This window comes from Pseudovibrio sp. FO-BEG1 (genome assembly GCF_000236645.1).
GTDB lineage: Bacteria > Pseudomonadota > Alphaproteobacteria > Rhizobiales > Stappiaceae > Pseudovibrio.
Genome location: NC_016642.1, coordinates 2,545,568 through 2,560,105 on the forward strand (window position 1 = coordinate 2,545,568; position 14,538 = coordinate 2,560,105).

The 14,538-nt window shown below is 53.9% G+C and carries 12 protein-coding genes; 3 read left to right on the top strand and 9 right to left on the bottom strand.

The window, feature by feature from the left end; translation table 11 throughout:
* Positions 1 to 46: 46 nt before the first annotated feature.
* The 4 genes from PSE_RS11710 to PSE_RS11725 all read right to left on the bottom strand — a co-directional run bounded on the left by PSE_RS11710 (position 47) and on the right by PSE_RS11725 (position 3,821).
* Positions 47 to 709, bottom strand: a complete 663-nt coding sequence (locus PSE_RS11710; RefSeq protein WP_014285063.1) for a DUF1906 domain-containing protein — start codon at positions 707 to 709, stop codon at positions 47 to 49.
* A 133-nt stretch (positions 710 to 842) separates the two neighbouring features.
* Positions 843 to 1,511 carry a DUF1906 domain-containing protein gene (locus PSE_RS11715; protein WP_014285064.1) on the bottom strand — a complete coding sequence of 223 codons (669 nt, stop codon included), beginning with the start codon at positions 1,509 to 1,511 and terminating at the stop codon, positions 843 to 845.
* A gap of 124 nt (positions 1,512 to 1,635) precedes the next feature.
* A complete protein-coding gene (locus tag PSE_RS11720) occupies positions 1,636 to 3,096 on the bottom strand; it encodes an ATP-binding protein (RefSeq protein ID WP_014285065.1) in 1,461 nt (486 codons plus the stop codon).
* Positions 3,093 to 3,821 (bottom strand): response regulator, encoded by a 729-nt coding sequence (locus tag PSE_RS11725; protein WP_014285066.1) that lies wholly within the window; start codon positions 3,819 to 3,821, stop codon positions 3,093 to 3,095. Before PSE_RS11725 ends, PSE_RS11720 begins: the two co-directional genes overlap by 4 nt.
* Positions 3,822 to 4,095: 274 nt before the next feature.
* Here PSE_RS11725 and PSE_RS11730 point away from each other — a divergent pair, with 274 nt between their 5' ends.
* A complete protein-coding gene (locus PSE_RS11730) occupies positions 4,096 to 5,094 on the top strand; it encodes an EF-hand domain-containing protein (RefSeq protein ID WP_014285067.1) in 999 nt (332 codons plus the stop codon).
* A gap of 76 nt (positions 5,095 to 5,170) precedes the next feature.
* Here PSE_RS11730 and PSE_RS11735 read toward each other — a convergent pair whose 3' ends face one another.
* Positions 5,171 to 6,757, bottom strand: coding sequence for a SulP family inorganic anion transporter (locus PSE_RS11735; RefSeq protein WP_014285068.1), 1,587 nt, complete (start codon positions 6,755 to 6,757; stop codon positions 5,171 to 5,173).
* A 1,223-nt stretch (positions 6,758 to 7,980) separates the two neighbouring features.
* Here PSE_RS11735 and PSE_RS11740 point away from each other — a divergent pair.
* Both PSE_RS11740 and PSE_RS11745 read left to right on the top strand, forming a co-directional pair.
* On the top strand, positions 7,981 to 9,153 hold the full coding sequence (locus tag PSE_RS11740; protein WP_014285071.1) for an aminotransferase: 1,173 nt from the start codon (positions 7,981 to 7,983) through the stop codon (positions 9,151 to 9,153).
* A 198-nt stretch (positions 9,154 to 9,351) separates the two neighbouring features.
* A complete protein-coding gene (locus tag PSE_RS11745; protein ID WP_014285072.1) occupies positions 9,352 to 10,374 on the top strand; it encodes an asparaginase in 1,023 nt (340 codons plus the stop codon).
* A gap of 37 nt (positions 10,375 to 10,411) precedes the next feature.
* Here PSE_RS11745 and PSE_RS11750 read toward each other — a convergent pair whose 3' ends face one another.
* The 4 genes from PSE_RS11750 to PSE_RS11765 form a co-directional block, all read right to left on the bottom strand.
* Complete coding sequence (locus PSE_RS11750; RefSeq protein WP_014285073.1) at positions 10,412 to 11,782, bottom strand: TIGR03808 family TAT-translocated repetitive protein; 1,371 nt, start codon at positions 11,780 to 11,782, stop codon at positions 10,412 to 10,414.
* A gap of 19 nt (positions 11,783 to 11,801) precedes the next feature.
* A complete protein-coding gene (gene meaB / locus PSE_RS11755; RefSeq protein WP_014285074.1) occupies positions 11,802 to 12,800 on the bottom strand; it encodes a methylmalonyl Co-A mutase-associated GTPase MeaB in 999 nt (332 codons plus the stop codon).
* A gap of 175 nt (positions 12,801 to 12,975) precedes the next feature.
* Entirely contained in the window at positions 12,976 to 13,296 is a 321-nt protein-coding gene (locus tag PSE_RS11760) for a heavy metal-binding domain-containing protein (protein ID WP_008549564.1), read from the bottom strand.
* Between the two features lie 183 nt (positions 13,297 to 13,479).
* Positions 13,480 to 14,331, bottom strand: a complete 852-nt coding sequence (locus PSE_RS11765; RefSeq protein WP_014285075.1) for an SDR family NAD(P)-dependent oxidoreductase — start codon at positions 14,329 to 14,331, stop codon at positions 13,480 to 13,482.
* Positions 14,332 to 14,538 lie beyond the last annotated feature (207 nt).

Sequence of the window (14,538 nt, forward strand, 5' to 3'; positions counted from 1 at the left end):
GCAGTTCTGTAAGGCTGCGCAGGCTTCTTCCCTATATTGGCAGAGATTAGCTGTCAGCCTTGGGCGTAAGGTTTGTGAAGCCGCCAAAGTCTCCATTGCTCAGATTGATCGTGTCACTGTCAAAGTCAGTGCCATTGATCTTGACACTATCGCCTTGCAGGATGTTCCACTTCCTGCTCTTGCGAAATTTCTCATAATCCCGAAAGCCTGTGGATTGACTGAGCCACGTCAGCTCAACAAGACCATCTTTCAGTGCATGGTCGCTGACCAACCCATTCCCATAAACACCTATTCGATAAGGATCGCCTGCCTCCTTAAAGACGGACTGGATCGCCTGAAAATAGGGTTTGATGTAGTGGACATAGTCGTAATAAGAGGCATCGTAATCGACGGCAAAGTAGATGCCGGAGCCTTTGGGCTGTCTGATCACCTCCTGCGCAAGATGCAGCGCCTGATGTGCCTGCTGTGAGCCCGTCGCTCCGGTGAAGGACGAGGGCCTGTCGTTGCTATCCTCGTAAACGGTGATGATAGAAAGGCCCGCAGCAATCAGCTGCTGGGCCTCAGTTGGTTTCAGTTGCTTCCATTTGGAAAAGGAGTAGTAACGCCCAACGGCCTTATACCCTTTCTTGGCGATTGCATTCGCCAGCACTTCCACAATTGTAGCTGTATCAACGGCAGGTTCGGTCTTGATGCCTTTATCGTCAGTCATGGCTTCTCTGCTTCTTATTGTTATGCAGAGTGATGACGAACGTGAGAGAAGGGCCGTGAAAGCCCATCAGTTCCAATGGTTAGCGAAGTTATACGCTGCGCATGAAAGGATGGGCGGAGAGGTGGTTTACGCCTCAGTTGGAGCAGGAGGGAGTTGCAAAACTGCCAAAGCCACCATAGGAGCCTCGATTTAGATTAAGCGTGTCCTGATCGTACTGAGTACCGGCAATTGTCACATAGGGACCTTGCAGGATGTTCCAGTCACCAGACTCTTTGTATTCCTGATAGCCATAGTAACCGGTTGATTGAGAAAGCCACGTCAGCTTCGCAAGGCCATCATCTTTGGCACAGGAGCAAACGATTCCATTGCCATAAATACCGACATGATATGGGTAACCAAAGGAGGCAAACACCTCGTTGATCGCTCTCAGATATGGCCTGATGTAATGCGTGTAGTCGTAACTTGAGGCATCATAATCGACAGCAAAATAGATGCCGGTTTGCCGGGGCTGTTGGATAACTGCATCTGCCTGATAAAGCGCCCGCAACGCTTGCTGGTTTCCAATGTCAGCTGAGAAATAAGAGGGAGCATCATTGTTGTCTTCGTAGACTACAAAGATGTCCATATCTGCGGTGAAGAGCTCTGAAGCTTCGGATCTGGTCAGTTGTTTCCAGCTGTACCGGGAGTAATAACGCCCAACGGCTTTGTATCCGGCTTGTGCCAGTGTTGTGGCGGAAGTACCGGCATTTGAGGCTGTATCAAGTGCTGGGACTAAGAGTTTGGGGGAGATTTTATCTGTCATGTGCTCTGCTTTTTGTTGTTATGCAGAGCAGTGACGAAGCGGCCAGCAGACATGTGAGACAAAGCGTTCTGCTAGAGTAACAGAAGCTTTAATCTCACTTACAATGTATTGGGGGACAGAGCCCTTAAAGCGGAAGTCTCACAATAGCAATGAGACCTTTTTCTTCGCCGTTTTCAAGACGAATGGTACCACCCTGAGCATGGATGATGCTACGGGTGATCGCAAGGCCAAGCCCGATACCGCCGGTTTCCTCATTGCGGGATTCTTCAAGGCGCACGAATGGCTCAAACACATCTTCTAGCCGGTTCTGCGGAATGCCTGGGCCTCTGTCAGAGATCCGGATCTCAGCATGAGCTTCATCAACGCGGAAGCTCACCTCAGCTTCTTCACCATACCGGATCGCATTGCCGATCAGGTTCTGGAATGCACGCTTCAAGGCTATCGGACGACACTTCAGCACTACGCGGCTCTGCGCTTCCACATTCACATGGTTGCCCATGTCCTCCTGATCATTGGCGATGCTTTCCAGCAAACCACCCAGATCAACAGAGCGCAGTTCTTCCTGTTTGGAATCTTCGCGAGTAAAGGCAAGCGTTTCTTCCACCATCGCCTGCATTTCATCCAGCGTGGCGATCATGCGCTCGCGGTCTTCATCATCCTCAATGAACTCAGCACGGATCCGCAAAGAGGTGATCGGTGTGCGCAAGTCATGACTGATCGCCGCCAGCATACGGGTCCGGTCAGAGATGAAGCGTGTCAGTCGCTCCTGCATCTGATTGAAGGAGCGGGTCACAGCCCGCACCTCCGCAGGGCCAGCCTCTTTCAGCGGTTTGGCATCCGCACCACGCCCCAGATCATTAGCCGCAGTTTCCAGCGTCCTGAGCGGCTTGGTCAGGCGATAGACAGAGACCCAGACGATCAGAATGGTCAGCGCTGCCATGATAAAGATCGGTAGCATGATCGGCACAATGGAAGCTTTCGGCAGACGGAAGTTGCTCTCGATGTTCAGCCACTTGCCGTTCATCAGCTCAATAGCAGCAAACAGCTGCACGCCTTTGAGCGAGAACCAGCGATACTTCTTGAAGAAGTCATCCCGCCGGTCATGCATCGCCTGCATACTGCCATGCGGCGATCGCTCCCGTCCTTCCGGTGGAGGAGGACGCCCGTTATCACGAAACTTATCCTTGAAGTCCGGCTGCGCACGGTCATTGTAGACCACCGCAACGCGGGTCTGCCTGTCATGGTCCAGCCGGCGTTTCAGATAGTTGGCAAGCAACTCTTCCATACGCTCGTCACCACCGGTATCCGCCACAACGGGCGTATCACCTATGCTGAAGCGGGTCCGTGTGTTGGAAACAGTACGCAAAATCTGCTTTTGCAAACGGGGAGGGGTCGCCTCCAGCAGCTTGACCACATTGGCCGTCCGCCACAGTGCATTGTCACGGGCCAGATTAGCCAGTGCGAACTGACGTTCCCGGCCAAGCAGCACAAAGCTGACAACCTGCGAAAAGATCAGCGCAGCCAGCAGCAGCAGGATCAGCTGAGGTGCAAGGCGGCGAGGGATAAGGTATTTCAAAAACTTCATGCGGTGACTTCTTTGACTTCACCCGTAAAGGTGTAACCGCCCCCCCAGACAGTCTTGATCAATTCCGGATTCTTAGGATCAATCTCGATCTTGCGGCGCAAGCGAGAAACCTGATTGTCGATGGACCGGTCAAACACGCCCAGAGAACGGCCTGAGGTCAGGTCCAGCAGCTGCTCGCGGGAAAGAACCACACGAGGCCGCTTCAAAAACGCCAGCAACAATTGGAACTCACCGGAAGACAGCGGCACAGCAACCTGTTCCGGGTCAATGAGCTCACGGCGTGCTGTGTCCAGCATCCAGCCGTTGAACGCCAGTTTTTCAGTCTCAATTGGATCACGTTCCCGCGGCACACTGCTTGCACGGCGCAAAACAGCGCGGATACGGGCCAGCAGCTCACGCGGGTTGAAAGGCTTGGTCACATAGTCATCTGCCCCAATCTCAAGGCCGACAACACGGTCCGTGTCCTCAGCCATGGCGGTTAGCAGAATAACTGGGGCCTGATTGGTCTCCACCAGATGGCGGCACAGGGAAAGCCCGTCTTCACCCGGCATCATGATGTCCAGCACCACCAGATCTATGGAAGAGTTCTTGAGCACCTTGCGGGCAGCAGCAGCGCTTTCAGCCACAGTGGTACGCATATTATTCTTCGTCAGATACCGGGCAAGGCTCTCCCGGATATCACGATGATCGTCGACGATAAGAATATGTGCTGTACTTTGAGACATGCGTCCTCGCTTTGTGCCCCGCCTCTCATGCGCGGTGAGAAACAATAGACTATGGGATGCCTAACTTATGCCGCAATCCCAAAGCCAGCGAAAGTGGCTTGGCACTCAAAAATGTATCAAACTGTCACAACCCGATACTCTGGTAAATCCTGTGACAAAACAACGTGTTTTCTGGTGTAGTTTTGCGACAGATGCCTCCTACGTTGTGTTCATCGAAGCACACTCACACAAACCTTCCCCTCGTTTTAGGCTTTGATGATTAGGAGAACACGACATGATGAATTTTAAAACTATTTTGGCTGGTTCTGTAGCTGCAATCATTGCTGGTACCGCTCTGTCTCCTGCCATGGCTGCTCCGGGTTTCGGTGGTGGCTTCGGCAAGAAAATGTCTTCCCAGTTCTTTACAAATTTTGATGCAAACAAAGATGGCTCTGTCACTGCTGCCGAAATTGAAACCAAGCGCAAAGCTGACTTTGCAAAAGCAGACACCGCTGGCGACGGCGTGATCACCCTGGAAGAATGGAAAGTCTTCGCAGCAGATCGTGCAGCTGAGCGCAGCAAAGACCGCTCCGTCCGCATCTTCCAGCGCTTTGACGTCAATGGCGATGGTCAGGTCACCCGCGAAGAGTTCCTCGCGCAGGCTGAACGCATGACCGCGCGCATGGACAAGATGAAAAAGCGCATGGGCGACCGCATGGCCAAGATGCAGGACGGCAAAGGCGGTAAAGGCGGCTGGGGCGATGGCCCTCGTGACGGCAAACCAGGCAAGGATGGCTGGCAGAAAGGTCCACGTGATGGCAAGCAGGGCGACGGCATGCAAGGCAAAGGCAGCTGGGGCGATGGCCCACGCGAGCAGGGCATGATGGGCTTTGGCAAGCACGGTGGCAAAGGCATGCGCGGTGAAATGATGCGCGCAATGTTCGCCAAGGTGGATCTGGACAAGAACGGCAAGATCTCATCTGAAGAACTGGGCAAACTAGCCGACAAGCTCTTCGCAAACGGACCGGTTGATCTGGCAGGCTTCAGAACAATTGCCGCTGAGTTCAAAGAACCAATGTACGTCCGCTCCTTCCAGCGTCTGGATGCTGATGGCGATCTGAAAGTCACTCAGGAAGAGTTTTTCGCACCAACAGCAACCATGATGAAACGCATGGACCGCAACAACGACGGCGTCATCACATCAGCTGACTTCAAAAAGATGAAGAAGGATTGGCGCAAAGGTCAGAAGGACCGCAAAGGTGGCTACGGTCACGGTCATGGTCAGCGCGGTTAAGTCCACCCGCAGTTGACCAATAAAAAAGGCGGAGCCAACAGCTCCGCCTTTTCTTTTTCAACATGTATCAGCAAGATCAGCTGGTCGCTGGTTTGGTCTCTTGCATCTCAGCATCATAGTCTACCGCAACACCGTAATGCGGATCTTCCAGAACAGCGACTTCAACCATGCTGCCAGCCTTGTGCAGCAGGTCCTTACAGTCTGGAGACAGGTGACGCAGATGCAGCGTTTTGCCTGCCTGCTCATAACGGGTCGCCAGTGCATCAATCGCTGCCAGACCGGAATGGTCCACCACGCGGGAGTTGATGAAGTCGACAATCACATCATCCGGATCAGACTGAGGATCAAAGATTTCCTGGAAACCAGCCGCAGAACCGAAGAACAGCGGGCCTTCCAGCTTGTAGATCTTCCAGCCATCAGAGTTGGTTGTTGTCTGTGCATCAATACGCTTGGATGCGTTCCACGCATAAGCCAGCGCAGAAACAATCACGCCAACCACAACTGCCACAGCAAGGTCAGAGTACACGGTCACGCCGGTCACCAGCGCAATCACGATGGCGTCGGTCCGTGGGATCTTGTGCAGGATCTTGAAGGTGTTCCATGCAAAGGTGCCGATCACCACCATGAACATCACACCAACCAGCGCAGCCAGTGGGATCTGCTCAATCAGCGGAGCAGCGAACAGAATGAAGCTCAGCAGGAAAAGCGCTGCAGCAATACCTGCAAGACGGGTACGACCACCGGACTTCACGTTGATCATGGACTGACCGATCATCGCACAGCCACCCATGCCGCCGAAGAAGCCGGTCACAACGTTTGCAGCACCCTGTGCCACACACTCTTTGGAAGCACCGCCACGTGTACCAGTCATGTCAGCAACAAGGTTCAGCGTCAGAAGGCTCTCAATCAGACCAATCGCTGCCAGAATAACGGAGTATGGCAGGATGATCATGAAAGTTTCCATGGTCAGCGGAACCATTGGAATGTGAAACTCAGGCAGGCCACCGGCGATAGGAGCCAGATCACCCACGGTCTGCACATTCAGACCAAGGCCGATCACAATAGCAGAAACCACCAAAATACCAGCCAGAGGTGCAGGAATGACGTTGGTGATCTTTGGCAGGAACCAGATCACTGCCATGGTCAGAACCACAAGGCCAAGCATCAGCGCCATATCCATGCCAGCCAGCCAGCTGGTTGCGCCGGTTGTCGCATCAACAGTCTGGAACTGACCCATCTGGGCAAGGAAAATCACGATCGCAAGACCGTTCACAAAGCCTAGCATCACCGGATGCGGCACCATGCGGATAAACTTACCCCAGCGCATAATGCCAAAGAAAACCTGCAGAATGCCCATCAGCACAACAGCGGCAAACAGGTACTCAACACCGTGCTGCACAACAAGAGAAACCATCACAACAGCAAGTGCGCCGGTCGCGCCGGAAATCATGCCCGGACGGCCTCCGAACACAGCGGTGATGATGCCAACAATAAACGCTGCATAGAGACCAACAAGCGGCTCAACCTTTGCAACAAATGCGAATGCAACCGCTTCCGGCACCAGAGCAAGAGCAACGGTAAGACCAGAAAGCAGTTCTACTTTGACAGTATTGGCTGAAAAGCCGGGCTTTGCGGGCGCGAGCGCCTCCGTGGACGAATGCAAGGAGCACCTCCAATGGGGTTATCGGTACTTTTTTGAATACGGGGCGAATCCTAGGCACGCACTGTGAAGTCCGTGTGAAACCAAGTGTTTTCGGTCAAGGACAAGAGCTTACAAGCTAGGACACCGCTAAAATTTGAGCGGCTTTTGTCTCCCTTTTGACGCGCTTATAAGCGAAACCCGCCAAAAACACCAGTCCCCCCACACATAATAGCTATGCGCGAGGTGGGAGTTTGCGATCGGGACATCTCTTGCTATTTGCTGATAACCTCCCTGCGAGGTAGAGCAATTTTCCTTTGAAAATAACAGCTTAGTGATTCTCGACGGAACTTGATGGGACGGATTAACCAGCTTTGGAAACCATCTTAGCCATTGCAGCTTCCACCCGCCGTCATCCCGGGCGAAGCGCAGCGTAGACCCGGGACCTATAACCCCAGTATCAGAGATTGGCTAAGGCCTTAGTTAAACAGCGAGACAAGGGGGTATGGATCCCGGCTCGATGGCCGGGATGACACCGGCGCGAATGGCGGGTTGCTCAAAAAACTTATCCCCCTCTCTCAAAACCATGCCCATACTAAACCTATGCCTACGTAACGGGCTGCTGGCGGAGCGACCGTCAGTGTGTCGTAGGCTGGGCGGGGCTATCGGAAGAGGTAACGCAGCTTTCGGTGGTCCGGTGAACCGAACTTCAAACGTGGCCGCATGGTTTGAGGGGAAGGGCCCGGGAATATAGGGTATCACGCGGTGACGGGTGTTGATGCACCGGCAGGGCAACCTGCTTTTGCTGATGTGTCTGTCAAAGACGGAGGAACTGTTTGGGCAGGGAAACCTGACTGGACAAGCCATTGTCTTTCCGGGAAACCGGCTATCGTGCCTTATAGGCAAAAGAGGCGACGTTGTTCATCCAAAGAAAGCCCGGGCAAGGCGAGTAGCCAATGCCGAAGAAACATATCTAACAAGTAGCGCAGGTATTGCCTGCCGCCTTGCTCACCCCGATTAACTCGGGAACTCCAGCTTCAACACTGCCGGAAAAATCCGAGCGGTGCTACTGGTGTTTTCTCAGGCATACCAGCCTCATGGGTTCAGCCAGTTCATCTATTTTAGCTGAATTGCCGGTGCCTTTATGTGGAAATACGCAGAAAATGCATCTATTGCAGACTTTGCAGGATGCAGCCGGGCCGTTAGCTTGGCGTGATGCGATCCGCGGCATGTGAGGGAGAGACCTGATGAAACCAACAAACTCCATATTTACGGGACTGGAAACGACCGTCTTTGAGCGTATGTCCCGTCTGGCAATGGAGCATAAGGCCATCAATCTTGGCCAGGGGTTTCCTGATGTCGATGGCCCTCAGGATGTTCGGCAGGTTGCAGCCGATACACTTCTGGAAGGGCCAAACCAGTACCCGCCTATGCTAGGTGTGCCAGCTCTGAGACAGGCCGTCGCTGAGAACAACAAGCGCTTTTACGATCTGGATGTGGACTGGCAGACCGAAGTGCTCGTCACCTCCGGCGCCACCGAAGCGCTCGCTGACAGCATCTTCGCATTGGTTGAGCCGGGCGACGAAGTCATCCTCATCGAGCCGCTCTACGACTGTTATCTCTCACTGGTTAAACGGGCAGGCGCCACACCGGTTTTTGTCGAAGTCACCCCGCCAAGCTGGGAGCTGCGCGAAGACGAGCTGCGCAAGGCCTTCTCCAGCAAGACCAAAGCCATCCTGCTCAACAACCCTATGAACCCAAGCGCCAAGGTCTTCAGCAAAGACGAGCTGCAACTGATTGCAGACCTGTGCCTTGAGTTTGACTGCTACGCCATTTGCGACGAAGTTTATGAACACATCGTGTTTTCTGATGAGAAGCACACACCGCTTATGACCTTTCCGGGAATGCGTGATCGCTGCATCCGCATTGGCTCCGCAGGCAAAACGTTTTCTCTGACAGGCTGGAAAGTCGGTTACATCACTGCTGCTCCAAACCTGCTGGAACCAATCGCCAAAGCCCACCAGTTCGTCACCTTCACCACCCCACCAAACCTGCAAAAGGCAGTGGCCTACGGACTGAACAAGGATGACGACTACTACGTCTCTCTTGAAAGCGAGCTGAAAGCCAAACGCGACCTGATTTCAGGACCACTGGAAGACATGGGCTTCCGCGTTCTTCCATGCGAAGGCACATATTTCGTCACCTGCGATTTTGCGCCGCTTGGTTTCAAAGGGAATGACGTCGAGTTCTGCCAGAAGATGGTTGAGGAAGCCGGTGTCGCCGCCGTTCCGATCTCCGCCTTTTACGGCACTAAAGGCCCGCAAACCTTCGTTCGTTTCTGCTTCTGCAAAAAAGATGAGGTGCTGAACGAAGCCCTCGGCCGTCTGCAGGTATGGATGGGCGAAATGGCCGTCTCTTGAGGCTTTGAAACTGGGCAACACCAGCGAATGCCCGGTTAACGACCTGTGCAACAAGGGCAAAATCACAAATGTAGCTCTACCCTGAAAAATAGAGTATGCAGACATAAAGAGCCGGAGCGGACCTGCCACGCAAGGACGACAGCCCGCTACTGCGATCAATCATAGGGCCTGAGAGCCAATCCTTGGAAGTTTGAGTGAATGGATAATCCCGTACTCGTCGAAGTGACGCGAGGCAACACTGTCGAGAGCCGCCACCGTGGCTCAATCGCCATCGTTGATGCTGATGGCAAACTGGCGTTTGGTGCAGGTGATGTAGAGCAGGGCATCTTTGCGCGCTCCGCCATCAAAGCCCTTCAGGCAATCCCAATGGTGGAATCCGGTGCCGCAGAAGCTTTGAATTTTGACGATGCCGAACTGGCTCTGGCGTGCGCCTCCCACAACGGCGAAGACGTCCACGCCAAGTCTGCCCGCATGATGCTGTTCAAAGCTGGTCTGACTGAACAAGACCTCATGTGCGGCCCGCAATGGCCAAAGCACATGGATGATTGTGTCGAGATCGTCAAAACCGATGACAGCCCATGTCAGCTGCACAACAACTGCTCTGGTAAGCACGCTGGCTTCCTGGCAATGGCCAAAACCCTTGGCATCCCAACCGAAAACTACATCGACTTCGATCACCCGGTCCAGGCAGAAATCCGCAATGTGCTGGAGCAGATGAGCGGTGGAGTTCTGGCCCTGGATGTCTGCGGAACAGACGGTTGCTCTATCCCGACCTACGCTATGGACCAGCAGAAAACCGCTCTGGCATTCGCCCGCTTCGCAACCGGTGTTGGCCTTGACCCGATCCGCGCCAATGCAGCGGAAGTGCTGTATGAGGCCTGCGTAAACGAGCCTTACATGGTCGCCGGTAAGAACCGCTTCTGCACGGAGATCATGGACATCTTCAAAGGCCGCGTCTTCGTGAAAGTGGGCGCAGAAGGGGTCTTCTGTGCAGCCCTGCCGGAACTCGGCTTTGGTGTGACCCTGAAGTGTGAAGACGGTTCTGTACGTGGTGCGGAAGTCATGATGGCAGCCACCATCAGATCACTGCTGGGCCTCTCCGAGGAAGAAGAAAAAGGCCTGCGCACCTGGGAACATCAGCAGCTGAAGAACCGCCGCGATATCCTCGTCGGTGAAGTCCGCCCGGTTGCTGACTTCAAACGTCTGCTGAACACCATTTGATTTGGTAAGGGCAGGGAGGTTTCTTCCTGCCAGCTCCCTAAACTGGGCTTACAAGATTGTCTGTCACGCGAATGGAGCATGGCAGATCCTCCGCAGAAAACGCTAGATCACCACTGGCCTGCTCATCCCATTTAAAGCCTGCGATATTCACGGGGCAACCTGCAATGATATTCTGGGAAATGAGAGCACTCTGATCATCCGCTGCAAGGCTGATTGCAATGCCGATAGGAGCTGAGCGAATAGTGTTCTGAGCAGCAATCAGGTTACGCATATACGGCCCCCAGCCCAGATTAATGCCAATAATCCGCGCACCCTCCACCACGTTGCTGGTTACACTGGTATCGGCCTCAACCGCAATGCCAACACCAAAGGTCGGATTGTCCTTCTCATAAGGTCCCGCACCAGTGATGTCCCGCAGCACATTGTTGGAACACACGGCCAAACGCCCACCCTCGCGGAAGTTGGTTATGGAAATCCCATTGGCGGCTGTCTCAATCAGATTATTGCTGACAATAGCCCCCTGGAAGCCGAATTCCACAAATAAGGCCACTTCGCCTGAGCGGTGACAGGTGTTGCCAAGGATCTGGACATTAGACGCAGTATTAGCCCGGATTGCAGAGAACGTGCAGTCACTCACCTTGTTGCCGGAGAGGGTGACATTATCCGCGCGGAACACATTGATGCCGTTGCCGTTCTGCCCAGTCCCACCGCCACTGGCACGGATGTTGGAGACTTGGTTGCCCGATATGATCGACCCATCATGTCCCTCGGACCACCGATGCACCAGTATGCCGCCATTGCCACAATCCGAAACGATGTTCCCCTCGATGTGCAGTGCGCTAGCATTATAGCTGAGAAGAGCAACATCGCTGTGCGTATGAATATGGTTCCCGATGATGGACCCAGAGCACTGCTCCAGCACCACACCCGACTTGCTGCTCTTGGTTATCTCACAGGACGTCAGGCTGAGCCGTGCACACTGAGAGAACCACAACAGAGAGGAGGCCTCGTCAGAAAGCGGCTGATCACCGCCATCAAATATGAGGTCTTTGAGAGTAATGTCATCTGCCTGCACACCTTGCAGCAGCAAGCCGTGCCCATTGAACACCAGACGTGTATGACCGGATACACCGTGTAAGTTCAAACCACTGGGCAGCGAAAGCCCGGAGACCTGATAGTCGCCAGCACCCAGTTGAAGGATATGCCCTTGAGCAGCAGCATCAGTCATCGCCGCTTGCAGCTCTTCTGACACATCGTGTTGAAAAGAAGGAGCGGGGAACTCAACAACAGCTGGCTTTATGGGAGCGGCAGCCTGCGCCTCCTGTGCCGCAACGAGCGTTCCGGCACTAGCCACAACGCCAGCACCAAGCAGGGCACGTCTTGAAAGCTTCTCTTGATCTTCTGCCATCACGTCCCCCAGTGCTTGATCAGATCCCGAACAGGGCCGCCAATTTACTCGCCGCAGCCGTGGCTGGCAGATTGCCGGACTTCACTGCGCTCTCAACGTCCGGCAGTGCTGCTTTGATTTCCGGGTTCGCTTTCAGGGCAGTCTGTAGCTTCTCATTGAGCAGGCCCCACATCCACGCCAGTTGCTGTTCTGCGCGCTTGCTCTCCCAGTCACCACTGGCCTGCATCCGTTCTTTAAAAATACCTAACTGGCCCCACAAATCATCCAGCCCCTCATTGGCAAGGCCGGAGATAGTCAGAACGGGAGGTGACCAGTGCTTGGAACGCGGTGCCAGAATGTTAAGAGCAGCCCGATACTCGGAGGCTGCCGAACGTGCTCGTATCAACCCATCGCCTTCCGCCTTGTTCACGGCAATCAGGTCCGCAATCTCCAGCACGCCTTTCTTGATGCCCTGCAGCTCATCGCCAGCACCCGGCAACATCAGAACGAGAAAGAAATCAACCATCTGCGCAACGGTCGTCTCAGATTGCCCGATGCCCACAGTCTCAACGAGGATCACATCAAATCCGGCAGCTTCACACAAAAGCATGCTTTCACGGGTTTTGGCAGCAACACCACCCAGCGTGCCAGCAGACGGGGAAGGACGGATGTATGCATTACGATCAACAGCCAACTGCGCCATCCGGGTCTTGTCACCCAAAATGGAGCCGCCAGTACGCGTGGAGGAAGGATCAACTGCCAGTACAGCCACTTTGTGCCCGGCAGCTGTCAGGTTGGAGCCAAACGTATCGATGGTGGTGGACTTACCAACGCCCGGAACGCCGGTCACGCCAATACGAAATGCATTTCCGGTGGAGCCCATGACCTTGGTCAGCAGGGCTTCTGCTTGCTCCCGGTGGGCAGGCTTCTTGGATTCAACAAGCGTAATGCCGCGTGCAAGCGCTGCGCGCTGCCCATTCAGCAGCCGCTCGGCAAGATCATCAATGTTGTCTCTGGAAGAAGCAAGGCGTGCATTCATTCAAATAAGTCCGGTCAGAAGAATCTCTTCTGCCAACCTTGAACAGATGGCGCCCCTTTGCAAGTCAGCGACTTGGAGAAGTTGTGGGGCAGGGCTGAACCCTGCTCACACTTTAGTGCGTGTTCCCGAAAAGGAGTTTCCGGTTTTAGGAAAAGAAAACGCAGAGAAAAACGCGTTAGCGATAGGTAACTGCTGTACCGGTCGCAGTCACCATCAGCATGGAACCATTGCTGCCAACAGTCTCATAATCAATGTCGATACCGATCACAGCGTTTGCACCATAACGGGCCGCTTCCTCGGTCATCTCATGCAATGCAATCTGACGGGCTTTCTTCAGCTCATCCTCATAGGCGCCGGAACGACCACCGACAATATCGCGAATACCAGCGAACAGGTCTTTAAAAACGTTCGCACCCAGGATTGCTTCACCGTGAACAATGCCCTTGTAGTCGGAAATCTCTTTGCCCTCGATGGTGTTCGTGGTCGTAGTAAGCATATTTCATCCTCAAATGTGCGCTCCACCCTTGCGCAGAACACACGCCAAAAATCCCGATCCGCAGCAACAAGCCTAGATCGAAGTGCCCGAGCTCATAAACTTATGAGCGCTTAACTCATGTAGGAATGGATTAGGAGAATACCAGAGTTTGCAATGCTCGTTTCTCCAGATAACTTCCCAAAACTAAGAGATCTTCCCGGCTTTCTGATAGCTGATAAACTGCTCGGCATAGTCTGGATGCCAGCGGGAGAGAGCAGGGCGGTTTCCGATGATATCACCGGCTGCCCAGGAGACCCGGAGGTGATCGGTCTTTGAATCTACGGCGTTGTCAGGACACAGAACGTAAAAGTCGCCCTCAGCCATACGCTCAAGGAAGTAATCAACCGTCTGCTCACTGGTCCATGCATCTGCTGGTTTTTCCGGATACTGGGCGATATTGATGCCTGTATGAGTAAAGCCCGGCACGAACAGGTGAACTGAGATCGGGGCATTCGCCTCTCGCAGCTCATGGCTGAGCTGTTCACTGATGACTTTCACCCCGGCCTTGGTCGTGTTGTAAGCTGGATTACCGGGAGGTGTTGTGATCCCTTGTTTGGAGCCGGTGTTGATCACAACAGCTGGACGATTTGCCTCCAACATACGCGGTAGAAAAGCATGAACACCATAAATCACGCCAAACAGGTTCACGGAGAGGAGCTTCTTCCAGTTCTCCATCTCCCCCCAGCTTGAAGAAGGTATCTCGATCCCGGCATTGTTCATGAGAACGGCGATCTCACCAGTCTCAAAGGCTTTGTCCGCCAAAGCGTTCACTTGGCTCTCATTGGAAACATCCGTCGGAACGCCAATCACAGTGGCACCCTCAGACGCAAGAGAACGAACCTCATCAACTGCCGCGTCAAGTCGTGCACCGGGAAGATCTGCAAGCATCACGCCGAGCCCACGCTGAGCAAACCGAAGGGCGGCAACTTTGCCCACCCCACTTGCCGCACCTGTAACGACTGCCAAACCACCGAGTTCAAGAGCTTCTTTAAACATTGTTATTCGCCTGATGACTGGGAGTTCTGATATGGAAGGAGACCTGTTTCCTTCACCTCACCTATATGAGCTTGAAACATTAAGGGTTCATTGCAGCTTAGATTGCAGGCATTTGCCAGCTGGTCAGAGACAGCCGCCTAACATCGTGAGACCAGCGAATGATGAAGGAGAGAGCAGCAAATCTGTCTTGCCCATCCTCCTGTCGAG